Here is a 23,792-nt window from a genome sequence, read left to right on the forward strand (position 1 = left end):
AGCGCCGATGGTAGTGTGGCATTCGCCATGCGAGAGTAGGACACTGCCAGGCACCCAACACGAGAAACCCCGCTCATTTGAGCGGGGTTTTTTATTATCTAAAATCAGCGACTTATGGCCATAACTCGCTGATTTCTCTGCTTTATGCCTGCCCTTGACTGGCGCAGGGCAGCTCCATGTTGACCACCCCATCTTCCAGCTGGATATCGATCTTGAAGCCAAGCCGTTTGGCCAGGTTGATCATGCCGCGGTTGCTGGGCATGGTCATGCCCGACAGCTGGCCAATGCCGCGCTCTCTGGCATAGCGCACTATCTTCTCCATCATCAGCTTGCCAAGCCCCAGCCCTTTCAGGTCGGAGCGCACCAGGATGGCAAACTCTGCATCAGACAGGTCCGGGTTGGAAATGGCGCGTACTACCCCCAGGATCTGCTGGTCAAACGGACCCTCCTGCCCCACGGCGACAAACGCCATTTCCCGGTCGTAATCGATCTGGGTCATGCGGGCCAGCTCTTCATGTCCCAGCTCCCCCACGTCGGCGAAGAAGCGCTTGTACCTGTCTTCGTCCGATACTTTGAGTACAAACTGCTTGTGAGCCGGTTCATCCTCCGGTCGGATCGGGCGGAGCAGCACATGGCTCTGATCCTTGAGCCAGGCTCCCTCTTCCAGTTCGGTGGGATAGGGGCGGATAGCCAGTCTGCAGCGCCCTTCTTCAGCAGGTTGTAGGGTCAGGCTGGCATCCAGCACCACCATTTCGGCGCCGCAGGCCTGCAGTGGGTGCAGATCCAGTTGCTGGATCTCGGGGAAGGCGAGCAGCAACTCCGACAATTGGCACAACACCTGGCCGAGGGCATCGATATCGAGTTGCTCCGGACTGGCCTGCTCGCGGATCTTGCGGCTCTTGAGCGCTCCAATGATCTGGTAGCGCGCCAGCGCCTGGTTCAGCGGCGGCAGGGCCGCCATCATCTCCTGCGGCTCGGCTCCTGACTCGCCGAGCAGGATGACGGGGCCGAATACGGGGTCTTGTTGCAGCCGGATCCGCAGCTCCAGCCCTCCACTACGCCGCGCCATACGCTGCACCAGCAGGCCTTCGATACGGGCGCCGGGATCGTGCTGCCTGACCCGATCCAGAATGGCGTCCGCAGCCTGGGCGACTTCGGCGGAGGTACGCAGGTTGAGCATGACGCCGTGTACCGCCGACTTGTGGAGGATGTCCGGTGAGCGCAGCTTGACCGCAACGGGATAGCCGATCTGCTCCGCGGTCAGGGTTGCCTCGATGGCATCGGAGACGATCCAGGTCGGCAGAGTGGAGAGCCCAGCGGCCTGCAGAATGGGGTGTGCCAGATGGGTGTCGAGGGTGAGTTGTTTGCGTTCCAGCGCTTGTCTGATCAACTGCTGGCACAGCTCTAGGTTGAGCCTGTCACCCTGCAGGGAGGCGGGGGTCTCCATCAGCTGCTTCTGGTTGCGCCGGTATTCCACCATGTGCATGAAGGCGGCGACTGCGCTCTCCGGGGTGCGGTAGGTGGGGAAGCCTGCCTCGCTGAACAGACGACGCCCCTCCTGGGCTGAATATTCTCCCGCCCAGTTGGTCAGGATATTGAAGCGTCTGGCCCTGGGGTGCTGTTTGACGTAGTCGATCAGGCTGCGCGCCAGGGCGGCGCCACGGGCGGTGAGTGACGGGGCATGGATGAGCAGGATAGCGTCAGCCTCGTCCCCTTGCAGCAGGTCGTCGAGAGCCTGCTGATAGTCATTGATGTCGGCATCGCTGCCGATGTCGCGAGGCGGCATCGCCAGCTTGCCGCCCCGCTCCAGCAGCTTGTCGATCGCCATGTTGGCCAAGCCACGGCCATTGGAGATGATGGCGAGCCGCTCCCCCTTGAGGGTCAAGGAGTGACTCAGGGTCTCGACGGCGGCAAACAGTTCGTGGGTATCTCGCACCCGCAGCATCCCTGCTCGCCGAATGGCGGCGTCATAGACGTTGTCGAGCCCGTTGTCCGGCTCATGGCGGCCGCTCTTGAGCACCAGGATGGGTTTGTTGCGGGCTGCGGCGCGGGCGGCCGAGAGAAAATGGCGGGCGTCCTGCAGCTTGTCCATGTAGAGCAGGATGGCGCGGGTCACGCTGTCGCGAGAGAGCTGATCCAGCAGCTGGCCGAAGTTGATGTCGCAGTGATCGCCAAGGGAGATGAAGGCCGAGAAGCCAAGTTCATGCTGCTTGGCCCAATCCAGGATGGTGGTGCTGACGGCGGCCGACTGGGAGAGAAAGGCAACCTGACCGGGCTTGGCGGCAATCGGCGAGAAACTGGCATTGATGCCCTGACCCGGCAGCAGCATCCCCATGCTGTTGGGGCCGAGCAGGCGGATGCCGTATTGCCGGCTGAGCTGCTGCAGCTGCTCCCGCTCCGGCGCAGTGAAGTCTGCCGCCAGTATGATGGCGGCGCCCGTTCCCCGTTTGCCAAGCGCTTCGATGAGGGCCAGCACCCGTTCCCGCCGGGTACAGACGATGGCGAGATCCGGGGCCAGCGGCAGGCTGTCAATATCGGCATAGGCCAGCACACCGGCAATGGCCTTGCTGTGCGGGCTGACTGGCAGGATGGGGCCTTTGAACTGGCCGGCGAGCAGGTGTCTTATCACCACGTGACCCGCCTTCTGCGGGTCGGTCGAGGCACCGATGACGGCGATTGACTGGGGTTTGAAGAGCCGATCCAGGCCGCTTGGTTTCATGGGCACTCCCGTGGGTGGCGGATGGTGCCAGTGTAATACGCTTTCAGCGCCGGTTCTGTGACCGGTTGCGGATCACTGCCTGGTCAGGGCACTGGCTCGCAGGTAAAACTTCAGCTCACCCTGGATCTGGCGTACCGCTGCCAGGTGGCGCTCCTGCAGATAGATATCCTGCTCCTGATCAAGCTGTGTTTGCGGTACTCCCAGGCTCTGCAGGTACTCATCGAACAGCAGCGAGCTGTTGATTTCGATCAGATGGGGCATCATGGCGCGGCTCCTTGTTCCATTCAGGCTGAACATCCAGTCTAGTCGGTGAATCGCTCCTCAGACTGACCAGTGTCAGATTTGACACGAAGTGGCTCACACATCTGCGGCGTCCTGCATCAAGGGGGCCAGGCCTGAGGTTATAGTGAATGGATGGCGGGGGAGGTGCGCGATGATCAGGATCTGGTTGTGTTGCGTCATGTTGTTTGCCGGCAGCGTGCTGGCGGCAGAGGTGCCCATCAGGGCCTGGAACCTGCTGCTGGACCATCCCAATCCTGCGGTGGCCGGTCTGCTGCGACTCTCGCTCGATCTGACCGTGCCGGAGTACGGTCCCTATCGGCTGATTGCCAGCCCGCCGATGGAGCAGGGGCGGGCGGTCAAGGAGTTGCAAAGCGGCGAGCTGGTGCAGATCGGGGTGTTTGCCCCCGATGAGGAGCGCGAGCGCACCCTGCTGGCCATTCATGTTCCGCTGGCAAAAGGGCTGCTGGGCTGGCGGGTGTGCCTCATTCGGCAGGGGGATGAGGGACGGTTCGCCAACATACGCTCGCTGACCGACTGGCAGCAGGCCGGGCTTCGCATCGGCCAGCACAGATCCTGGCCTGATACCCGTCTGCTCAAGGAGAACGGCCTCAACGTGGTGGTGGGCAGCCTCTACGATGCTCTGTTCAACATGCTGCGCAAGCAGCGCTTCGACTGCTTCCTGCGCTCGGTCATCGAGATCGAGGAGGAGCTCAAGCAGCACCCTGAGCTGGCCATCGAGCCGCACCTGGTGTTTCGCTATCCGCTGGCGCTGCTGTTTTTCGTCTCCCCCAAGTACCCGGAACTGGCCAAGCGCATCGAGCTGGGTCTGCAGCGAGCCCGTCAGTCCGGTGACTATGAGCGGGTTTTCGAGGCGGGCTTTGGCAGCACCATCCGGCGGCTGCAGCTTGATCGGCGGGTGATGCTGGAGCTGAGTAATCCCGATCTGCCGGCCGGCAGCCGCGCCATGATGCAGGATCCCTCGCTCATTTATGCTCCGGCGCTGCCCGCCGTGTCAGCGCAGTGAGCCCTGGCCTCGTGCCGTATCCCAGAAGGCACGGATCAGCGGCTCTTCCAGCCGCTTCTTGAGCACGGCGATGCCGACATCGAACGGCTTGAGCGCCGGTTTGGGTTCGACAATACGTACCTTTTCTCCCATGGGACTGTGGTCGATTACCGCCGCCGGCACCAACCCCACTCCGAAGCCGAGCGCCACCATGGCGACAATCCCCTCGTTGCCCGCCACCTCCGCATAGATGTTGGGGGCGATCCCCTTGTTGCGCAGCCACTGATCGCAGCGTTTGCGGGCCAGCCCCTGCTCCGAGAGGATCAGCGGCAGCCGCTCCCAGTCTGGCTCTCCCTGGGAAAACCACTGGCTCTGCTGCGGTGCGGTGCGGGGGGCGATGAACACCAGCGGCACCTGCTGCAGGCTGGCAAATTCCAGCTTGGAGGAGAGGGCATCCGGGCGGGCGGCGATGGCCAGATCGGCCTCGTCGGCCAGGATCTTGTCCACCGCCAGCGCCGGGTCGCCGGTCTCCAGCTTGATCTCCAGCTGGGGATAGCGGCGGCGAAAGCGCTCCAACACCTCGGGCAGCAGAAAATAGCTGGCGGTGACCGAGCAGAAGACCCGCAGCCGACCCTGCAGCGGCTCATCGCTGCGTTTGAGCTCCTGTTTTAGCTGACGCCACTCCTGCAACAGGGCGCCGCCAAATTCCCGCAGCTTCTCCCCCGCCGGGGTGAGCCGCACCGAGCGGTTGTCCCGCTCGAACAGCACGCAGCCGGTCTCCTGCTCCAGCCGCTGGATGGCGCGGCTGAGGGTGGAGGGGCTGACCGCCATGGCATCGGCGCTCTTGCCGAAGTGGAGGGAGTCGGCGAGGTGGAGAAACAGCTCGAGATTGCGAAGGTCCATCTTTCAACTCCTGGTGCGGCATCTCTGCCCGAGATCCTGTTCTGGGCGGCTTCAATCTACCGTCTGGAGGTAGGCCTTGCCTGCGATGATGAAGGGTTAACGTTTCAATTATTGCAACGTACTGTTTCGAATATATCAGTTCAGGCAATAAGTGTCCCGCGCTATAGTGGTTCGACAACGCCGCCATCCGGCATGGAATCAATCGAACGGAGCAATCACCATGGCTAACTATTTCAACACCTTGAACCTGCGTCAGCAGTTGGCCCAACTGGGCAAGTGTCGTTTCATGCAGCGCGAAGAGTTCGCAGACGGCTGCAACGTGCTGAAGGGCAAGAAGGTGGTGATTGTGGGCTGTGGTGCCCAGGGCCTGAACCAGGGCTTGAACATGCGCGACTCCGGGCTGGATATCTCCTACGCCCTGCGCAAGGCCGCCATCACCGAGAAGCGCGCCTCCTGGCAGAAGGCCACCGACAACGGCTTCGCGGTCGGCACCTATGAAGAGCTGATCCCGACCGCCGATCTGGTGCTGAACCTGACCCCGGACAAGCAGCACTCCGACGTCGTCAAAACCGTGATGCCGCTGATGAAACAGGGCGCCGCGTTGGGCTACTCCCACGGCTTCAACGTGGTGGAAGAGGGTCAGCAGATCCGCTCCGACATCACGGTCGTGATGGTGGCGCCCAAGTGCCCGGGCACCGAAGTGCGTGAAGAGTACAAGCGCGGCTTCGGCGTACCGACCCTGATCGCCGTTCACCCGGAGAACGATCCCAAGGGCGAAGGCATGGCCATCGCCAAGGCGTGGGCCTCTGCCACCGGCGGCGACCGTGCCGGGGTGCTGGAGTCCTCCTTCGTGGCGGAAGTGAAATCTGACCTGATGGGCGAGCAGACCATCCTGTGCGGCATGCTGCAGGCCGGCTCCCTGCTCTGCTACGACAAGCTGGTTGCCGAAGGGGCCGACAAGGCCTATGCCGGCAAGCTGATCCAGTTCGGTTGGGAGACCATCACCGAAGCCCTGAAGCAGGGTGGTATCAGCCTGATGATGGACCGTCTGTCCAACCCGGCCAAGCTGCGCGCCTTCGAGCTCTCCGAGCAGCTCAAGACCCTGATGCGCCCGCTGTTCGAGAAGCACATGGACGACATCATCGCCGGTGAGTTCTCCCGCGGCATGATGGCCGACTGGGCCGAAGACGATGCCAAGCTGTTCGGCTGGCGCGAAGAGACCGGCAAATCCGCCTTCGAAAACGCCCCGGCGTTTGCAGGCAAGATTGCCGAGCAGGAGTACTTCGACAATGGCGTGGTAATGGTGGCCATGGTCAAGGCGGGTGTCGAGCTGGCGTTCGAAACCATGGTGGCCTCCGGCATCTATGAAGAGTCTGCCTACTACGAATCCCTGCACGAGCTGCCGCTGATCGCCAACACAGTTGCCCGCAAGCGTCTGTACGAGATGAACGTGGTCATCTCCGACACCGCCGAGTACGGCAACTACCTGTTCGCCAACGCCGCCGTGCCGTTGCTGCGCGAGCACTTCATGCCGACCCTGAAAGCGGGCGACCTGGGTGCCAGCAAGGCGGAAGGGCAGAGCGTCGACAACCTGGCGCTGCTGGCGGCCAACGAAGCGACCCGCAACCACCCCATCGAAGCGATCGGTCAGGTACTGCGCGGTTACATGAAAGACATGAAGCGCATCGCCGTCGGCGGTTAAGCCGGCATAAGGCAGGATGATGAAGGGGCGGGGATGACGATCCCCGTCGCCGGCCGGGCTGGACACCCGACCGGCCAGCCAGAAAACCCGGCCATAAAAAAGCCCCGCTCATCGAGCGGGGCTTTTGCATTGAGAAAGGCCGGCTAAATCAGGCTTTCCACGCTTTCCAGGTGTTGATCAGACCGTTGGTGGAGCAGTCGTGGCTGGTGACAGCCGCATCGGTGTTGAGCTCCGGCAGGATCTTGTTGGCCAGCTGTTTGCCCAGCTCCACGCCCCACTGGTCGAAGCTGAAGATGTTCCAGATTGCGCCCTGTACGAAGATCTTGTGCTCGTACATGGCAATCAAAGAGCCAAGCGTCTTCGGGGTCAGGCTCTTGAACAGGATGGAGTTGGTCGGGCGGTTGCCTTCGAACACCTTGAACGGCACCAGATCCTTGACCTGCTCCAGGGTTTTGCCAGCCGCCAGGAACTCGGCTTCGACCTGTTCCTTGCTCTTGCCGAAGGCCAGCGCCTCGGTCTGGGCGAAGAAGTTGGCCAGCAGTTTCGGGTGGTGGTCGCCGATCGGGTTGTGGCTGATGGCCGGTGCCAGGAAGTCACAGGGGATCAGCTTGGTGCCCTGGTGGATCAGCTGATAGAAGGCGTGCTGGCCGTTGGTACCCGGCTCACCCCAGATGATGGGGCCGGTCTGGTAGTCAACCGGCTTGCCGTTGCGATCCACGTACTTGCCGTTGGACTCCATGTTGCCCTGCTGGAAGTAGGCAGGGAAGCGGTGCATGTACTGATCGTACGGCAGGATGGCTTCGGACTCGGCACCGTAGAAGTTGTTGTACCACAGACCGATCAGCGCCAGCAGCACCGGCACGTTCTGCTCATAGGAGGCAGTGGCGAAGTGCATGTCCATCTCGAAGGCGCCTTGCAGCAGGGCTTCGAAGTTTTCGAAACCGACGGACAGGGCGATAGGCATGCCGATGGCAGACCAGGAGGAGTAGCGACCGCCAACCCAGTCCCAGAACTCGAACATGTTGTTGGTGTCGATACCGAACTCGGCCACGGCTTTGCCGTTGGTGGAGAGCGCAGCGAAGTGCTTGGCAACGTGGGCCTTGTCACCGGCGATCTTGATGAACCAGTCACGGGCGGTCAGGGCGTTGGTCATGGTCTCCTGAGTGGTGAAGGTCTTGGAGGCCACCAGGAACAGGGTGGTTTCCGGATCGATCTTCTTCAGGGTTTCGGCGATGTGGGTGCCATCGACGTTGGAGACGAAGTGCATCTGCAGGTGGTTTTTGTAGGGACGCAGTGCCTCGGTGATCATCACCGGGCCGAGATCGGAGCCACCGATACCGATGTTGACCACGTGCTGGATCGCCTTGCCGGTGTAGCCTTTCCACTCGCCTGAGATGATCTTCTCGCAGAAGCCTTTCATCTTGGCCAGCACGGCGTTCACTTCCGGCATCACATCCTTGCCGTCGCTCTCGATGGGGCGGTCGGAGCGGTTGCGCAGAGCCACGTGCAGCACCGAGCGGCCTTCGGTCATATTGATCTTGTCGCCATTGAACATGGCGTCGATCGCGCTGCGAAGATCGGTCTCTTTGGCCAGATCAACCAGCAACTTGAGGGTTTCTTCGGTGATCAGGTTCTTCGAGTAGTCAACCAGGATGTCGCCGCCGAAGGTGAGGGAGAATTTGTCGAAACGCTGGGGATCCTGGGCAAACAGATCCTTGAGCCGGGTCTCTTTGTTCGCTGCAAAGTGGGCTTCCAGTGCCTGCCAGGCCTGGGTCTGGGTTGGATTGATGTTTTTCATAGGATTATCAGTCTTCCAAGTTGTGTATGAACCTTGCAGGCAAGGCTCCCGCCAAACCTTATTATTCGAGCATTATACCGGGCCAGCTGCGCGGCCCGTGTAACAGAGCTTTACCAATTGTCTGCCATCGACCGAGTTTACAACCAAAACGCTGCGATTATGAGTCACTGATGGCAGCCGGATCTTGCGTTTGCGCATACTTGGTCGGGCTTACCGCGGCTGAAAGGGCTTTCAGGGCGAGAGCCTGCTGCGAGTGGGGTGGCAGTTTGGCCTGGCAGCCAAAAGAGTATTCGACAGGCGCCTTTTCGCTCATTTCATGCGCAAGCGCAAGTTGTTGGCACTGGAGGCTGGCTAGCATATGAGCGAATGGACGAGATCTCCCAGGGATGGCCACTGTCTGGAATGAGGAGATCGCTATGAAAGCTGTGTTGTCCCTGTTTGCTCTGAGCCTGATCGCCACCGGCCTCATCGGCCTGCTGACCATGGTACTGACCAGTGCGGCGCCGACCTTGCCGTTACGGGTGCTGGCGGTGATCGGTGCCGTGCTGGGAGGTTATGTGCTGGTGCAACCGCTGCTCAACCGGGTGGCTCGTCGGCTGGTGTAAGTCGACGCTCCCGACATGCTGAAAACAAAGTCCGGCCCAGGGTGGCCGGATTTTTTATGCCCGTCAGGGGGCCGGAAACGACAATGCCAGCCCGGAGGCTGGCATTGTGTCATTCAGGAGACGGTTCAGGCCTGCGGCTTTTGCATGTGCATGACCATCTGCGGGAAGGGGATCTCGATGCCTTCGGCATCGAAGGTGAGCTTCACCTTCTCGTGGAAGTCGAACCAGACTCCCCAGTAGTCGCCGGTCTTGACCCAGGGGCGCACCACGATATTGACCGAGGAGTCGGCCAGCGCGGCGACGGCGATAGTGGCTGCCGGCTCCTTGAGGATGCGTGGCTCTTCATTCACCAGACGCTCGAGGATCTGCTTGGCCTTGCGCAGATCCGAGCCGTAGCCGATGCCGAAGGTCATGTCGACCCGGCGGGTATCCATGCGCGAGTAGTTGACGATGGTGCCGTTGAGGATGGCGGAGTTGGGCACTACCACCATCTTGTTGTCACCGGAGGTGAGGGTGGTGGTAAAGAGCTGAACGGATTGCACCACGCCATTGGTGCCTGCCACCTCGATGAATTCCCCTGCCTTGATGGGGCGGAAGATGATGAGCAGAAAGCCGGCGGCAAAGTTGGAGAGCGAACCTTGCAGCGCCAGACCGATTGCCAGGCCGGCGGCACCGATAATGGCGACGAAGGAGGCGGTCTGCACCCCGACCCGGCCCAGCGCGGCGATCACCACGAACACCAGGATGGCGTACTTGAGGATGCTGCCGACGAAGTGGGTGACAGTGGTGTCCAGCTTGCGGGCCTGCATCACCTTGACCACGGCGCTGCTGATGAGGTTGGCGGCGATATAGCCGACCAGCAGGGTGATCAGGGCGGCCGCGATGTTGACGGCATACTCGATCAGCAGGCCCTGGTTGTTGACCAGCCAGGTCTGCGCTTCGGTGATGATTTCGGGTTCCATAGGGTGTCCTGTCAGGCGATAAAAGGTTTATGACGCATGAATCTAACACTGGAATGCGACAATCCGGGTCGCATCTGGTGCTCATCGCCTCTTTTGTGCCACAAAAAACAAGGGAGGCCAAGGCCTCCCTCTTTACTGCAACCCGTCTGGAGCGGCGTTGCCGCTACAGATTGCAAATTGAGCTTGTCAGCTCTGCAGCAGCTGGCTGCGGATAAACTGCCACTGATCTTCAAAGCCGGCAGTGGGCTTGATTTTGAACTCGGAGCGGACGAACTGACTGATGCGTCCCTCGGTATAGGCCAGCAGCAGGTTGGCCAGCATGGTCTCATCGAGCTGGAAGCCCTGGCCTTCACGCAGCCGCTTTTCCCGCAGCACCTGCTTGATCTGGGTCTCCAGCTTGTCGAACAGGACGCTGATGCGATCTCGCAGCCGGTCGTGCTCGCCCAAGAGGGCATCGCCATTGAGGATGCGGGTGATGCCGGGATTGCGCTCGGCGAACACCAGCAGCAGCTGCAGTATGTGGTGGCAGCGGGCCATGGTGTCCTTCTCTTCGGCCATGATCAGGTTGACCCGTGACAGCAGGGAATCCTCGATAAAGTCGATCAGCCCCTCGAACATTCGCGCCTTGCTGGGAAAATGTCGATAGAGCGCGGCCTCGGATACCCCCACCTCGGCCGCCAGACGGGCCGTGGTGATGCGCTGGCCAGGGCTGGTCTCCAGCATGTGGGCGAGCGCCTGCAGGATCTGATCGCGCCGACTCTGTTTCTGATTACTGCTTGCCATGGATTCCCCTAAAAAAACAATGGCCTGATTCTGTTATTAGGCACCGCCGCGCGGGCTGGTGTGGTCTGTTATTGGCGACCAGAAGAACCAAAACCGCCTTCACCCCGTTCGCTCTGATTGAACTCATCGACCAGTTGGAAGCTGGCCTGAACTACCGGCATGATCACCAGCTGGGCGATGCGCTCGCCGGGCTGCATGGTGAAGCTGTCATTGCCACGGTTCCACACCGAGACCATCAGCTGGCCCTGGTAGTCGGAATCGATGAGGCCGACCAGGTTGCCCAGCACGATGCCGTGCTTATGGCCGAGGCCGGAGCGGGGCAGGATGGTGGCACACAGGCCCGGATCCTGAATGTGGATGGCCAGCCCGGTCGGCACCAGGGTGGTATCACCCGGGGCCAGGGTCAGCGGCGCATCCAGCAGGGCGCGCAGATCCATGCCGGCGGAACCCGGTGTGGCATAGGCGGGCAGCGGGTAATCGGTGCCGATGCGGGCATCCAGAATCTTCAGTTCAATTTGTGTTGTCATAAATCGTTTTTAATGGAGTGGAGGAGGTCGATTGACTGGCTCAGTGCCGGTAGTGGTCTGCAATCAGGGCGATGAGATGACGAGCCAGCGTCAGCTTATCGGCCAGGGGCAGGGGTGCTTGACCCCCTTGCCAGAACACGGTCAGGGCGTTGTCATCGGCGTTGAAGCCCTGGCCCGCACGAGATACGTCGTTGGCGGCGATCATGTCCAGCCGCTTACGCTGCAGTTTGTCGAGGGCGTATTGTTCCACATCCACGGTTTCTGCGGCAAATCCGACGGTGAAGGGCTTGTCTGACAAAGCTCCCACGGCGGCGATGATGTCGGGGTTTTTGACCAGGGTCAGCTGCATCTGGTCGTTGTCACCGGTCTTCTTGATCTTCTGGTTGGCCACCTGCGCGGGGCGGTAGTCGGCGACGGCGGCGCAGCCGATGAAGAGGTCGCACTGGCCAACCCGGCTCATCACCGCCTGATGCATCTGCTCGGCGCTCTCCACGTCGACACGGGTGACCCCTGCCGGGGTGGCCAGTGTCACCGGGCCGCTCACCAGAGTGACCTCGGCGCCCGCTTCACGGGCGGCGCGGGCGATGGCGTAACCCATCTTGCCGGAGCTGTGGTTGCTGATATAGCGCACCGGATCGAGCGCCTCGCGGGTCGGCCCGGCAGTGAGCAGCAGCCTGACCCCGGCCAGCAGCGGCTCGGCGGCGAGTTGCTGGCAGCAGCGTTCAACCAGCTCGAGGGGATCCAGCATCCGGCCCGGTCCTACGTCACCGCAGGCCTGGCTGCCGGAGTCCGGCCCCCACAGCAGGATGCCGCGGCTGGCCAGGGTCTTGAGGTTGGCCTGGGTAGCGGCGTTGAGGTACATCTGCTGGTTCATGGCGGGCGCCAGTGCCACCGGTGCCGGCGTGGCCAGGCAGAGGGTGGTCAGCAGTTCGTCGGCCATGCCGGCGGCCATGCGGGCCATCAGGTTGGCGCTGGCCGGGGCGATCAGCACCAGATCGGCCCACTTGGCCAGCTCGATGTGACCCATGCCCGCCTCGGCGGCGGGATCCAGCAGACTGTCGGCCACCGGGTGGCCGGAGACGGCCTGCAGGGTGAGCGGAGTGATGAACTCCTTGGCGGAACGGGTCATCACCACCCGTACCTCGGCCCCCTGATCTTTCAGGCGGCGTACCAGTTCGGCACTCTTGTAGGCGGCGATCCCGCCACTGACACCCAACAGGATGCGTTTATCGGCCAATCTCATCTGCTGCTTCTCTTCCGGCTCACTCTGACTGGTCGGCTAAGATACCACAGGCAGCGGACGACGACAGAGGCTGACATGGGGGACTTGTGGTCGGGCTCCCGCGATTTTTTGCTATGTTTTCTCTCAATAGGCATGAGGGAGAGACAAATGAGCATCAAGGAGTGGCCGGAAGATGAACGCCCGCGCGAGAAGCTGCTGCGTCAGGGGCCTGGCGGCTTGTCCGACGCCGAGCTGCTGGCGATCTTCCTGCGCACCGGGGTCAGTGGCCTGAGTGCGGTCGATCTCTCCCGCCATCTGTTGCAGCAATTTGGTTCGTTGCGGGCGCTGCTTGGCGCCGAACAGCAGGCCTTTTGTGCGGCGCACGGCCTTGGGCCGGCCAAATATGCCCAGCTGCAGGCCGTGCTGGAGATGGGCAAGCGCCATCTGGCCGAACAGTTGCAAAGAGGCGATCCGCTCACTTCGCCCCAGTTGACCCGTGACTATCTGCAGGCCCAGCTACGGGATCGACCCCGCGAGGTGTTTGCCCTGCTGCTGCTCGACAACCAGCACCGAGTGATTCAATTCGTTGAACTTTTTTACGGCACCCTCGACTCGGCGAGCGTCTGGCCCAGAGAAATCGTGCAGATCGCACTCAAACATAATGCAGCCGCCGTGATTCTGGCGCATAATCACCCGTCCGGCGTCGCCGAGCCCAGTCGGGCCGACCGCCAGATCACGGATCGGATCACGGCCGCCTTGGCCCTGATCGATATCAGAGTGCTGGATCACTTGGTGATCGGTGACGGCATCACGGTTTCTTTCGCCGAGCGCGGTTGGTTATGACTGTGCTCTGGCGCCGTATTAGTTGATCTTTGATCACGGATGCTGTATAAAATGCCGCCTTCTGTTTGCCCCGCAATCGAAGGCCAGCGGGGCAGATATTTGCTCGAGCAATGAAGTAAGATTTGGAGAGACTGACATGTCTAGAGTATGCCAAGTAACCGGCAAGCGCCCGGCAGTTGGTAACAACCGTTCGCACGCTAACAACGCTACCAAGCGTCGTTTCCTGCCGAACCTGCACACTCACCGTTTTTGGGTTGAGAGTGAAAAACGCTTCGTAAGCCTGCGCGTATCCGCAAAAGGCATGCGTATCATCGACAAGCGTGGCGTTGAAGTGGTTCTGGCTGAACTGCGCGCCAGCGGTGTTAAGGTATAAGGAATTAGATCATGGCTAAAGGTATTCGCGAGAAAATTCGCCTGAACTCCAGCGCCGGTACTGGTCACTTCTATACCACTACCAAGAACAAGCGCACCATGCCCGAAAAAATGGAGATCAAAAAGTTTGATCCCGTTGTTCGTCAGCATGTGATCTACAAGGAAGGCAAAATCAAGTAATTGCTTGATGCTGCATTCCCAAAAACCCGGCCTAGTGCCGGGTTTTTTTATGGCCGAAATTCAGTACACTGCCGGTTCTAAGGGAGGCTTGCCATGTTCAAACTGAGCCGCAAAGGCTGGAACAACGTGATCATCGTGGTGGTGCTGATCGTGATCACCCTGTTGCACCGGCTGGAGCTGGCCCAGCAGGAGAACAGCGCCAAACGGGCGCGTCCGCTGCTGCCGGAGAGCGCCGTGGTGCTCACCTGGCAGGGTCCTAGCTGGCAGATCGAACGGATCGGGCAGGGCTGGCGCAGCGGGCCGGATCTGGGGCTCAGCAGTGCCCAGCTGGCGGCGCACATCGAAGCCTGGCAGGGCTGGCTGCTGCCGCCCGGCGAATCCGTGCGCGGCAACCCGGTTACCCTCAAGATCTGGGTCGCCGGCCAGAGCGATCCCATCGAGGTGGGCCTGTATCAGGACAGCGGCAAGTTTGCCGCCCTGCTGCCGCCCTCGACCTGGCTCAGCCTGAGCCAGGAGCAGTACCGCAGCCTGCTGCGTCCCGCTCCCTAACCCTTTTTCAGCGTCAGCACGAGGATCCCATGCCTGAATTACCGGAAGTCGAAGTCAGCCGCCAGGGTATCTCGCCCTGGCTTACCGGCATCAAGGTCACCCGAGTAGTGGTGCGGGACGGCCGTCTGCGCTGGCCGGTGCCGGGGGAAATCCAGGAGCTGGTGGATCTCACCATCCACCGGGTCAGTCGCCGCGCCAAGTACCTGCTGCTGGAGACCGACTTCGGTACCGCCATCCTCCATCTGGGCATGTCGGGCAGCCTGCGGGTGCTGGACATCGGCACCCCGGCCGAGAAGCACGATCACGTGGATATCGAGCTGGCCAACGGCAAGCTGCTGCGGCTCAACGATCCGCGCCGCTTCGGCGCCCTGCTGTGGACCCGCGAGCCGGCGGAGGCGCACGCGCTGCTGGCCAAGCTGGGGCCGGAGCCGCTCACCGACGCGTTCAATGCCGATTACCTGCGTGAGCGCGCCAAGGGGCGTAGCACCGCCATCAAGACCTTCCTGATGGACAACCATGTGGTGGTCGGGGTGGGCAATATCTACGCCAACGAGGCGCTCTACGCCGCCGGCATTCACCCAAAGCGGGCGGCGGGCAACATCAGCGCCGAGCGGCTGGGCACCCTGGTGGCCGAGATCAAGCGGGTGCTGGCCGAAGCGATTCGGCAGGGTGGCACCACCCTCAAGGATTTCACCAGCGCAGACGGCAAACCGGGCTATTTTGTGCAGCAGTTGCAGGTGTACGGGCGGGGCGGCCAGCCCTGTTTTCACTGCCACACCCTGCTCAGTGAAATCCGGCTGGGACAGCGTACGACCGTGTTCTGTTCCCACTGCCAGCGCTGAATTGCGGTTTTTTTGGCCTGAAATGGCCAAGTTGTAAGAGAGTATTTCCAGTCTGTTGAAGATTTGCTCGCCTGTCACTACTATCTCGACCGTTCAGGCGGTTTGAGAAAATAAAATGACAGCTAAATCAATAGACTGGGACCATTTGTCCCGGCAGGGGCACTATTGTGCCCAAAAAATGGCGCGCTTCCTCTATCCCGATGACAGCGCCCGCAAAACCTTCAATCGCGCCAAGTTCGTGCTGCGCAGCCTGCTCTATCGGCAGCAGCTGAGCCGCGTGTTCGAGCTGTTTCAGGCTGAACCGCTCAAGGCCCTGCCTGCCCACTATCCCGAGCTGCTCGACAAGCCGATGCGGCCCTATCGCTTTGCCGGCTCCACCGCGACCGAGCGGGCCGAGATGCTGGAAAACCACTATCGGCTGATGCTGGCCCGCTACCCGGATCTGATCGACCCGCTCTATCTGGGGGATGGCATCGAACTCGGCCGTTATCCCGAGAGCGGCTGCCGCATCGTGCTGCGCCACGACGGCACCTTCCGCCGCGAGGCGGAGCTGGCCCTCTCCATCGTCGACCCGCAAGGCAAGCGGCTCTACAGCTGCGCCTTCTCGCTGGCCGGCACCCCCAACCGGCTGGCAGTGGTGATCGGTTCGGTCCAGGGGCCGGAGCCCTGCATCGAGCAGGCGCAGGACAAGGTGCGCGCGCTGACCAAGGAGGGCCACGGTCTGCGGCCCAAGTCGCTGGTGGTGATGCTGGTGATGGAGCTGGCCGAGGCGATGCAGGCCGAGCACATCTCGGCGGTGCGGATGAAGGCCCACATCTATCAGGCCCGCCGTTACAGCAAGAAGAAGAAAGCCTGTCTGCAGGCGGACTATGACGAGCTGTGGCAGGAGTTTGGCGCTATCGATCTGGATGACAACTTCGTACGGCTGCAGCCCGCTCAGCGCAAGCCGCTGGAGGAGATCGCTTCCAAGAAGCGGGCCATGTACCGACGCCGTTACGAGTGGCTCGATCAGCTGACCCTGGCGAGTCAGCAACTGCTGGGCCCGCGTCTGGCGGGCTGAGCCGCACAGGCCCCCAGCAGCAAACAGGCTACCCTCGGGTAGCCTGTTTCGTTGTTACTTGGTCTGTTTGGCCTTGATGGCGGCGGCCACGGCGGGGTCGACGAACTGGCGGATGTCACCGCCGTGCAGGGCCACCTCCTTCACCAGGGTGGAAGAGATGAAAGAGTTCTCCTCGGCCGGGGTAAGGAATACGCTCTCCAGCTCCGGCATCAGGCGGCGGTTCATATTGGCCAGCTGGAATTCGTACTCGAAGTCGGAGACGGCGCGCAGACCGCGGATCAGCACGTTGGCCTGCTGCTCCCTGGCGAAATCCACCAGCAGGCCGGAGAAACCGACCACCTTGACGTTGGGCAGGTGGGCGGTCACCTGGCGAGCCAGCTGTACCCGCTCGTCCAGATCAAACAGCGGCCGCTTGCTCGGGCTGTTGGCCACCCCGACCACCACTTCATCAAACAGTTTGGCGGCCCGGCCGATGAGGTCGGTGTGGCCATTGGTGACGGGATCGAAGGTGCCGGGATAGATTACCTTGTTGGTCATGCTGCTGATTCCTGCAACCGGGAAATTTGGTCGCATTATAGGGTCTGTTGGGGGATTGGCGCGACCGCCTTGGGGCGAGTTTTGGCGCCCCGATGCCGGCTTTGCCGATCCAAATCGGGGTCACCGGGTCTCTTCGCTTGAGAATAGCGATACATCAGGCAAGAATACCCGCACCGCGCATCAAGCCTCCTTGCATTGGTGACAGGGAGCAAAGGGATTTTTTATGAAACGTATTCTGGTAGTCCGCAATGACAAGATTGGTGACTTCATGCTGGCCTGGCCGAGCTTTGCCATGCTCAAGCGCTCCATGGAGTGTCATGTGACTGCCCTGGTTCCTGCCTACACGGCACCGTTGGCCCGCCTCTGCCCCTGGATTGACGAGATCATCCTGGATCCGGGCTCACGGGCCGACAAGGAACAGCAACGCGCCTTGCAGGCGCGCATCAAGGCCGCCGCCTTCGATGCCTCCATCTGCCTCTTCTCCAACTCCCGCAACGCCATGCTGGTGTGGAAGGCGCACATCCCCTACCGGTTGGCACCGGCCACCAAGCTGGCCCAGGTGCTCTACAACCAGCGCCTGATCCAGCGCCGCTCCCGTTCACAGAAGCCGGAGTACGAATACAACCTGGATCTGGTGCGCCGTTTCCTCGCTGACCAGCAGGTGAGCGCGGTGGAGCCGCAGGGCCCTTACCTCAGCTTCGATGCCGAGAGTCTGCAACAGGTGCGCGAGCAGGTCGCCGCCCGCCTGCGGCTCGATGCCGGTCGCCCCTGGCTGATGGTGCATGCCGGCAGCGGTGGCTCGGCCAACAACCTCTCCATCGAGCAGTACGCCCGCCTCATCATCAAGCTCAATCAGGCCTGTCCCGAGCTGCAGTGCATCCTGACCGCGGGGCCGGGGGAGGAGAAGATCGCCGAACAGCTGGCGGCCGAGCTGCTGGCCCACGGCGGCAACGGCTGGATCTACCGCTCCGACGAGGGGCTGCCCAAGTTCTGCCAGGTGATGGCCAATGCCGCCCTGTTCGTGGCGGGCAGCACCGGGCCGCTGCACATCGCCGCGGCGCTGGATGTGCCCACCATCGGCTTCTTCCCGGCGCATCGTTCGGCGACGCCGCTGCGCTGGCGTCCGCTCAACAGCGAGGGGCGCCACCTGGCGTTCAGCCCGCCGGAAGACAGCGATCACCCGGAAGACATGAGCCAGCTCGATCCCAAGACCATGGCGGCGGCGATCGCCCGCTGGGCGCCGCCGTTCTGGCGCACTGAACACTGATACCAGATGGTGTGAATGCAGACAGGGCCCTTGAAGGGCCCTGTCTCATTTGGGGGAGTGCTGGCGGCTTACTGGTCAGCCTGATCCGGCGCCTGCGGCTGCTGGCGGATCCAGAGGTCGGCGTATTTGACGAAGGTGGAGTGGGCCGACAGGATGGCCAGCAAGAGCCCCTGCTTGCCATCGAGGAAGCCAGCCTTGAGCAGGTACATCTTGAGGAAGCAGCCCAGCGCGTGCACCAGCCCATGGCTGAGGGAGCCCTTCTTGCCGCGGGCGGTGCGCTGATCGGCCCAGGCGCGGGCATAGCCGGCGGACTTGACCAGGTAGTGCTCCAGATCCCGATAGGTGAAGTGGAGCAGGTCGCCGTGCAGGTTGACGATCTTCATGTTGGCGCGCACCTCCACCTTCTCGTGCACCAGCACCTCGTTGTAGCTGGTGAGCGCCTTGGGATAGAGGCGCAGCACCCGGTCCGGATACCAGCCGCTGTGGCGGATGAAGCGGCCGAACACCCAGGAGAGGCGCGGGATCGAGTAGATGGTGTCGCTGGCCGGGTTGGCCATGACGGCGGCGATGGCGGCTTTCAGCTCGGGGGTGAGCCGCTCGTCCGCATCCAGCCACAGCACCCAGTCGGATTGCACGTGGGACTGGGCGAGGCGGCGCTGGCGGCCGAAGCCCGGCCACACCGGGTTGACGAAGAAGCGGGCGCCGAATTCGGCGGCGATGGCCGGGGTCTCGTCCTGGCTGCCGGAGTCCATGATGACGATCTCGTCGACCAGCCCGTCGAGGGAGGCGAGGCAGGGGCGCAGGTTTTCGGCTTCATTCTTGACGATAAGGACAGCCGCCAGAGTCGGTTTGTTCACGGATTAAAGGCTCTTGTTGGCGCCCGGCTGGCGGGCCATGCTCAAATTGGCGCCCATTCTAGCCTAAAACGGCAGGCGGAGCATGGTTCCGGCTGCCGGGGCTGCATCAGTTTCAAATGGGATGCTTTTTGGCATGAGAGCGGGTGGTGCGGGGATCTTCTGTTATTTCTCGGGCCATTCTTGGGGCATAATCTCGGCCAGCAACGATTAACCGCAGGGCTTGGCCCAAGAGACGCGCGAGATGAAGATATTGGTGATCGGCCCCTCCTGGGTCGGCGACATGGTGATGTCCCAGAGCCTCTACAAGGCGATCAAGGCCAATCACCCCGACAGCGAGCTGCACGTGATGGCGCCCGCCTGGTGTGGTGCCCTGCTGGAGCGGATGCCGGAGGTGGACAAAGCCATCCCGATGCCGCTTGGCCACGGCGATTTCAAGCTGGGGGCCCGCCGCCGGCTCGGCAAGCAGCTGGCAGCCGAGAAGTATGATCAGGCCATCATCCAGCCCAACTCCATGAAGTCGGCGCTGATCCCCTGGTTTGCCCGCATCCCGGTGCGTACCGGCTGGAAGGGTGAGCACCGCTTCGGTCTGCTCAACGACATGCGCAGCAACAAGTCCGCCTTTCCGCTGATGGTGGAGGCCTACCTGGCGCTGGCCTATCCCAAGGCACAGATGAAGAGCCGGGCCGACATCCCGACCATTCCCCAGCCGGCCCTCAACGTCGATCTCATCAACCAGGAGAAGGCGCTGGAGCGGCTCGGACTGGATCGCGCCCGCCCGGTGCTGGTGCTCTGCCCGGGGGCCGAGTTCGGCCCGGCCAAGCGCTGGCCGGAGGGCCACTACGCCGTGGTGGCGCAAAAACACCTCGACGAGGGCTGGCAGGTGTGGATCTTCGGCTCCGCCAAGGACGCGGCGGTGGCCAACACCATCCGCGACCGGATCAACCCGCTGTCGCGCCCCAACTGCCACGTGCTGGCGGGCAAGACCAATCTGTACGAAGCGATCGACCTGATGGCGCTGGCCGGGCGGGTGATCGCCAACGACTCCGGCCTGATGCACGTCGCCGCCGCCCTTAACCGGCCGCTGATCGGGGTCTATGGCTCCACCTCGCCGCTCTACACCCCGCCGCTGGCGGACCGGGTCGAGATTGTCCACACCGACATCGAGTGCCGCCCCTGCTTCAAGCGCACCTGCAAGTTCGGCCACCTCAAGTGCCTGATCGAGCTGATGCCGGAGCAGGTCATCGAGGCTGGCCGCCGGCTGGAGTGCAGCGAGACACCGGCCCCGCCGCTGGCGCTGCCGCCCGGTGAACCGCCCCGTTTCGTCGCCGAGCCGGGCAAGCGCGGGGAGCCGCACTAGCATGGGCTATCGGCTGCTCTACAACCTGCTGATCCATCTGGGCTTGCCGCTGGCGCTGCTGGCGCTCTACAAGCCGAAGAAGGGCAAGCCCGGCTTTGGCAAGCGCTGGGCCGAGCACCTGGGGCGAACGCCCGCCACCGGGCAGGAGGCGCCGCTCTGGATCCATGCGGTGAGCGTGGGGGAGACGCTGGCCATCACTCCTTTCATCCGCGCCCTCAAGGTCGAGCGGCCCGATCTGCCGATCCTGCTCACCACCACCACCCGCACCGGCGCCGAGCAGGCTGCCAGGCTGGGGGATCTGGTGGAGCACCGCTACGCGCCGCTCGACTACCCCTGGGCGGTGGCGGCGTTTCTCAATGCCGTCAAACCGCGCGCGCTCTGGGTGATGGAGACCGAGTTGTGGCCGAACTGGCTGGCCGCCTGCGAGGCGCGCCACCTGCCGGTGACCATCATCAATGCCCGCCTCTCGGAGCGATCCTGCCGGCGTTATGGCCATTTTCAGGGGGCGTTTGATGCCCTCAGCCGGCCGCTGACCCACCTGCTCTGCCAGCACCAGGACGACGCGGATCGCTTCCATCGGTTGGGGCTGGGGCGCGAGCGGCTGGCGGTGACCGGCTCCATCAAGTTCGATATCCAGCTCGATGAGCAGGTGCAGGCCAAGGGCCGTGCCCTGCGCCAACTGCTGGGGGCGGATCGGCCGGTCTGGATCGCCGCCAGCACCCATCAGGGGGAGGACGAGCAGGTGCTGGCCGCCTTCGATCGGGTGCTCGCGGCGCAGCCGTCGGCCCTGCTGATCCTAGTACCGCGTCACCCGGAGCGGTTCGAGCGGGTGGCGGCGCTGTGCGCCCCTTACGGCTGCGTGCGGCGCACGGCGGGCAGTGTGGTCGGCGAGCGCGACAAGGTTTACTTGGGCGATACCATGGGCGAGCTGCCGCTGATGCTGGCGGCGGCCGACGTGGCCTTCGTCGGCGGCAGCCTGGTCAAGGTGGGCGGCCACAACCTGCTGGAGCCGGCTGCGCTCGGCAAACCCTGCCTGAGCGGCCCCGCCTACTTCAACTTCAGCGACATCACCCGCCAGCTGGTGGCCCAGGGTGGCGCCGCCGTGGTGGCCGATGCCGCCGAGCTGGGGGAACAGGTGAGCGCGCTGCTGGCCGACGAGAGCCGGCGCCGGGAGATGGGCGAGCAGGCCCGCGCCGTGGTGCTGCGCAATCAGGGGGCGCTGGTACGCACCCTTTCCCACTGCCTCGCCAGCCTGGAGAACGACTGAAGCCGGGCAGACGGACATAAAAAAACGGAGCGCATGGCGCTCCGTTTCTGTTTTGGCTGGGGCTGAGGGTTAGCGCACGATCAGGCCAAGCAGGATCCCCACCACGCCGAAGTCGGCATCGCTGAAGGTGGTGTTGGCAAAGCCGAGATCCCCCAGCACCGGCAGCAGGAACACCGGCAGGAAGGTGATCAGCAGGCCGTTGGCGAAGGCCCCCAGCAGGGCGCCGCGACGGCCGCCGGTGGCATTGCCGAACACCCCGGCCGCCGCGCCGACGAAGAAGTGTGGCACGACGCCCGGAATGATGACGGTGAGCCCCAGCAGGTAGAGCAGCACCATGCCCACCAGACCGGCGGCAAAGCTCGACAGGAAGCCGATCAGCACCGCATTGGGGGCGTAGGGGAAGACGATGGGGCAGTCCAGCGCCGGCTTGGCGTTGGGCACCAGCTTGTCGGAGATCCCCTTGAAGGCCGGCACGATTTCGGCGATGACCATCCGCACCCCCTGCAGGATCACGTAGACCCCGGCGGCGAAGGTGATGGACTGCATCAGGGAGAACATGAACCAGTGCTTGCCCTTGGCGACGCTGGCGACGAACTCGGGGCCGGCGAAGGCGGAGGTGATGAGGAAGATGATGCCCATGGTGAAGGAGATGGCCACCGGGGTATCGCGCAGGAACAGCAGGCTCTTGGGCACCTGCACCTCTTCGCTGCTGTGGGCCTTGTTGCCGAACTTGGCGCCGATCCAGCCGGCCAGCACGTAGGAGCAGGTGGAGAAGTGGCCGAGTGCCACGTCATCGGAGCCGGTGATCTGCTTCATGTAGGGGTGGGCGAGGGCCGGGAACAGCACCATGGTCACGCCGACCACCAGGCTGCCCACCGCGATGAGCGGAATGCCGCTCATGCCGCCGGCGGAGAGGATGGCCGCCACCATCATCGACATGAACAGGGTGTGGTGACCGGTCAGGAAGATGAATTTCCACGGGGTGAGGCGGGCGATCAGGATGTTCACCAGCATGGCGAAGAACATGATCATCGCCATCTCCTTGCCGAACGACTGCTGGGCGATGGAGACGATGGCCTCGTTGTTGGGTACCACCCCCTTGATGCCGAAGGCATGCTGGAAGATGGTGGCGAAGTCGCCCAGCGAGTTCACCACCAGGGTGGCGCCGGCCCCCAGGATGACGAAGCCCATGATGGTCTTGACCGTGCCCTTGATGCACTCGGTCACCGGTTTCTTCTGGGCGATCAGGCCGATGAGGGCGATCAGGCCGACCAGCACGGCCGGCTCCGACAGCACGTCAAACATCAGAAAATTGAAAAATTCCATGGTCAGCTCCAAGCAGATGGAAGCGGCGGCTCACCGGCCGCCCAGACAGTTGCAAAGGGGTTAGAGTGCGCCCAGCTCGCGCAGGGCGATGGCGAGTTTTTCTTTCATGGCGGCCTTGTCGACCATGTTGTCCAGCGATACCAGCCGGCCGTCGACCCCCATGCTGACCAGCTGTTCGGCGATGTCGCGGGTGGCGACAAAGATCTCGGCGCGCTCGCTGCCGGCGGAGGCGAGATCCCGGTGATCCACCTCGGCCGTCACGGCCAGCTCATTGAGAATGCTCTTGATGCTCATCTCCATCATCAGGCTGGTGCCCAGGCCGTGTCCGCATACAACCAGAATCTTCATGTTCTCTTCCTCTGTCGGGCGCAGGGCGCCACTCAATAACGCGCCAGGATGCGCAGGATGTCGTCTTTGCTGGTGGCTGCCATGATGGCCGCCACGTCTTCTTCATTCATGAACAGCTCGGCCAGCTGGGCGATGGTCTCCACGTGGGAGTTGCTGTCGCTGGCGGCCAGGGTGACCAGCAGCCGGACCGGGTCGTTGCCCTCGGAGCCGAAGTTGACCCCCTCCTTCAGCACGGTCAGCGCCAGCCCCAGCCGGTTGACGCCGTCTTCCGGGCGGGCGTGGGGCATGGCCAGGCCCGGACCCAGCACGTAGTAGGGGCCGAGCTCTTCGTGGGAGCGATAGAGCGCCGCCACATAGGAGGGCTCGATGGTGCCGTTGGCCAGCAGGGGGGCGGTGGCCAGCTCGATGGCGTGACGCCAGTCGCGGGCGCCCGCTTCGATGGAAATGACCTCCTCGGTCAGCAATTGGGTCAGCATGGCAA

At 62.8% G+C, this 23,792-nt stretch carries 25 protein-coding genes; 12 read left to right on the plus strand and 13 right to left on the minus strand.

Annotated features, from left to right (window positions below; translation table 11 throughout):
- Positions 1 to 142 precede the first annotated feature (142 nt).
- Complete coding sequence (locus OKC29_RS20645; protein WP_073348594.1) at positions 143 to 2,719, minus strand: bifunctional acetate--CoA ligase family protein/GNAT family N-acetyltransferase; 2,577 nt, start codon at positions 2,717 to 2,719, stop codon at positions 143 to 145.
- A 72-nt stretch (positions 2,720 to 2,791) separates the two neighbouring features.
- Positions 2,792 to 2,983, minus strand: a complete 192-nt coding sequence (locus tag OKC29_RS20650; protein ID WP_011704172.1) for a hypothetical protein — start codon at positions 2,981 to 2,983, stop codon at positions 2,792 to 2,794.
- 169 nt (positions 2,984 to 3,152) lie between these two features.
- On the opposite strand from OKC29_RS20650, the gene OKC29_RS20655 reads away from it, so the two are divergent.
- Positions 3,153 to 4,025 carry a substrate-binding periplasmic protein gene (locus OKC29_RS20655; RefSeq protein ID WP_060389811.1) on the plus strand — a complete coding sequence of 291 codons (873 nt, stop codon included), beginning with the start codon at positions 3,153 to 3,155 and terminating at the stop codon, positions 4,023 to 4,025.
- Here OKC29_RS20655 and ilvY read toward each other — a convergent pair.
- On the minus strand, positions 4,014 to 4,907 hold the full coding sequence (gene ilvY / locus OKC29_RS20660; RefSeq protein WP_016349000.1) for an HTH-type transcriptional activator IlvY: 894 nt from the start codon (positions 4,905 to 4,907) through the stop codon (positions 4,014 to 4,016). The two genes, OKC29_RS20655 and ilvY, sit on opposite strands and share 12 nt — an antisense overlap.
- Before the next feature lie 220 nt (positions 4,908 to 5,127).
- On the opposite strand from ilvY, the gene ilvC reads away from it, so the two are divergent.
- A complete protein-coding gene (ilvC, locus tag OKC29_RS20665) occupies positions 5,128 to 6,609 on the plus strand; it encodes a ketol-acid reductoisomerase (protein ID WP_182859679.1) in 1,482 nt (493 codons plus the stop codon).
- Between the two features lie 148 nt (positions 6,610 to 6,757).
- Here the strand turns inward: ilvC and pgi are convergent, their stop codons facing one another.
- A complete protein-coding gene (gene pgi / locus OKC29_RS20670; RefSeq protein ID WP_017411125.1) occupies positions 6,758 to 8,407 on the minus strand; it encodes a glucose-6-phosphate isomerase in 1,650 nt (549 codons plus the stop codon).
- 416 nt (positions 8,408 to 8,823) lie between these two features.
- Here pgi and OKC29_RS20675 point away from each other — a divergent pair, with 416 nt between their 5' ends.
- Positions 8,824 to 9,012, plus strand: coding sequence for a holin (locus OKC29_RS20675; RefSeq protein ID WP_005323764.1), 189 nt, complete (start codon positions 8,824 to 8,826; stop codon positions 9,010 to 9,012).
- A 125-nt stretch (positions 9,013 to 9,137) separates the two neighbouring features.
- On the opposite strand, the gene OKC29_RS20680 is transcribed toward OKC29_RS20675, so the two are convergent.
- The 4 genes from OKC29_RS20680 to coaBC all read right to left on the minus strand — a co-directional run bounded on the left by OKC29_RS20680 (position 9,138) and on the right by coaBC (position 12,527).
- Positions 9,138 to 9,974: a mechanosensitive ion channel domain-containing protein gene (locus tag OKC29_RS20680; RefSeq protein ID WP_060389807.1), complete on the minus strand. Its 837-nt coding sequence runs from the start codon at positions 9,972 to 9,974 to the stop codon at positions 9,138 to 9,140.
- A gap of 186 nt (positions 9,975 to 10,160) precedes the next feature.
- Positions 10,161 to 10,757, minus strand: a complete 597-nt coding sequence (gene slmA, locus OKC29_RS20685) for a nucleoid occlusion factor SlmA (protein WP_011704178.1) — start codon at positions 10,755 to 10,757, stop codon at positions 10,161 to 10,163.
- A 68-nt stretch (positions 10,758 to 10,825) separates the two neighbouring features.
- Positions 10,826 to 11,284, minus strand: a complete 459-nt coding sequence (dut, locus tag OKC29_RS20690; RefSeq protein ID WP_017411128.1) for a dUTP diphosphatase — start codon at positions 11,282 to 11,284, stop codon at positions 10,826 to 10,828.
- A gap of 40 nt (positions 11,285 to 11,324) precedes the next feature.
- The gene (gene coaBC / locus OKC29_RS20695) at positions 11,325 to 12,527 is read right to left on the minus strand and encodes a bifunctional phosphopantothenoylcysteine decarboxylase/phosphopantothenate--cysteine ligase CoaBC (protein ID WP_073348596.1); all 1,203 of its coding nucleotides are present in this window, start codon (positions 12,525 to 12,527) and stop codon (positions 11,325 to 11,327) included.
- A gap of 147 nt (positions 12,528 to 12,674) precedes the next feature.
- On the opposite strand from coaBC, the gene radC reads away from it, so the two are divergent.
- From radC to OKC29_RS20725, 6 genes are all read left to right on the plus strand, one after another.
- Entirely contained in the window at positions 12,675 to 13,349 is a 675-nt protein-coding gene (radC, locus tag OKC29_RS20700) for a RadC family protein (RefSeq protein ID WP_073348597.1), read from the plus strand.
- Positions 13,350 to 13,485: 136 nt separating this feature from the next.
- A complete protein-coding gene (gene rpmB / locus OKC29_RS20705) occupies positions 13,486 to 13,722 on the plus strand; it encodes a 50S ribosomal protein L28 (RefSeq protein WP_005307492.1) in 237 nt (78 codons plus the stop codon).
- Between the two features lie 11 nt (positions 13,723 to 13,733).
- The gene (rpmG, locus tag OKC29_RS20710) at positions 13,734 to 13,901 is read left to right on the plus strand and encodes a 50S ribosomal protein L33 (RefSeq protein WP_005307500.1); all 168 of its coding nucleotides are present in this window, start codon (positions 13,734 to 13,736) and stop codon (positions 13,899 to 13,901) included.
- Between the two features lie 93 nt (positions 13,902 to 13,994).
- The gene (locus tag OKC29_RS20715; RefSeq protein ID WP_039214865.1) at positions 13,995 to 14,450 is read left to right on the plus strand and encodes a hypothetical protein; all 456 of its coding nucleotides are present in this window, start codon (positions 13,995 to 13,997) and stop codon (positions 14,448 to 14,450) included.
- Between the two features lie 29 nt (positions 14,451 to 14,479).
- Positions 14,480 to 15,292 carry a bifunctional DNA-formamidopyrimidine glycosylase/DNA-(apurinic or apyrimidinic site) lyase gene (mutM, locus tag OKC29_RS20720; RefSeq protein ID WP_017411132.1) on the plus strand — a complete coding sequence of 271 codons (813 nt, stop codon included), beginning with the start codon at positions 14,480 to 14,482 and terminating at the stop codon, positions 15,290 to 15,292.
- A 178-nt stretch (positions 15,293 to 15,470) separates the two neighbouring features.
- Entirely contained in the window at positions 15,471 to 16,352 is an 882-nt protein-coding gene (locus OKC29_RS20725) for a VirK/YbjX family protein (protein ID WP_044798845.1), read from the plus strand.
- 54 nt (positions 16,353 to 16,406) lie between these two features.
- Here OKC29_RS20725 and coaD read toward each other — a convergent pair whose 3' ends face one another.
- The gene (gene coaD / locus OKC29_RS20730; RefSeq protein WP_011704185.1) at positions 16,407 to 16,889 is read right to left on the minus strand and encodes a pantetheine-phosphate adenylyltransferase; all 483 of its coding nucleotides are present in this window, start codon (positions 16,887 to 16,889) and stop codon (positions 16,407 to 16,409) included.
- 223 nt (positions 16,890 to 17,112) lie between these two features.
- Between coaD and OKC29_RS20735 the strand changes: the two genes are divergently transcribed.
- Entirely contained in the window at positions 17,113 to 18,156 is a 1,044-nt protein-coding gene (locus tag OKC29_RS20735; RefSeq protein ID WP_039214867.1) for a glycosyltransferase family 9 protein, read from the plus strand.
- A gap of 68 nt (positions 18,157 to 18,224) precedes the next feature.
- Here OKC29_RS20735 and OKC29_RS20740 read toward each other — a convergent pair whose 3' ends face one another.
- Positions 18,225 to 19,013 (minus strand): glycosyltransferase family 2 protein, encoded by a 789-nt coding sequence (locus tag OKC29_RS20740; protein ID WP_073348598.1) that lies wholly within the window; start codon positions 19,011 to 19,013, stop codon positions 18,225 to 18,227.
- A 241-nt stretch (positions 19,014 to 19,254) separates the two neighbouring features.
- Between OKC29_RS20740 and waaF the strand changes: the two genes are divergently transcribed.
- Positions 19,255 to 20,370 (plus strand): lipopolysaccharide heptosyltransferase II, encoded by a 1,116-nt coding sequence (gene waaF / locus OKC29_RS20745; protein WP_016349010.1) that lies wholly within the window; start codon positions 19,255 to 19,257, stop codon positions 20,368 to 20,370.
- 1 nt (position 20,371) lies between these two features.
- Positions 20,372 to 21,637: a lipid IV(A) 3-deoxy-D-manno-octulosonic acid transferase gene (gene waaA, locus OKC29_RS20750; protein ID WP_073348599.1), complete on the plus strand. Its 1,266-nt coding sequence runs from the start codon at positions 20,372 to 20,374 to the stop codon at positions 21,635 to 21,637.
- Between the two features lie 69 nt (positions 21,638 to 21,706).
- Here the strand turns inward: waaA and OKC29_RS20755 are convergent, their stop codons facing one another.
- From OKC29_RS20755 to OKC29_RS20765, 3 genes are read right to left on the minus strand one after another with little or no spacing between them, the layout of a single operon-like run.
- Complete coding sequence (locus OKC29_RS20755; RefSeq protein WP_011704190.1) at positions 21,707 to 22,963, minus strand: PTS ascorbate transporter subunit IIC; 1,257 nt, start codon at positions 22,961 to 22,963, stop codon at positions 21,707 to 21,709.
- Between the two features lie 60 nt (positions 22,964 to 23,023).
- The gene (locus OKC29_RS20760) at positions 23,024 to 23,311 is read right to left on the minus strand and encodes a PTS sugar transporter subunit IIB (protein WP_073348600.1); all 288 of its coding nucleotides are present in this window, start codon (positions 23,309 to 23,311) and stop codon (positions 23,024 to 23,026) included.
- Positions 23,312 to 23,343: 32 nt separating this feature from the next.
- On the minus strand, positions 23,344 to 23,787 hold the full coding sequence (locus tag OKC29_RS20765) for a PTS sugar transporter subunit IIA (protein WP_005307534.1): 444 nt from the start codon (positions 23,785 to 23,787) through the stop codon (positions 23,344 to 23,346).
- Positions 23,788 to 23,792 lie beyond the last annotated feature (5 nt).

Origin of the sequence: Aeromonas sp. QDB34 (assembly GCF_027705405.1) — a bacterium.
In the GTDB taxonomy this organism is placed as follows: Bacteria; Pseudomonadota; Gammaproteobacteria; order Enterobacterales; family Aeromonadaceae; genus Aeromonas; species Aeromonas hydrophila.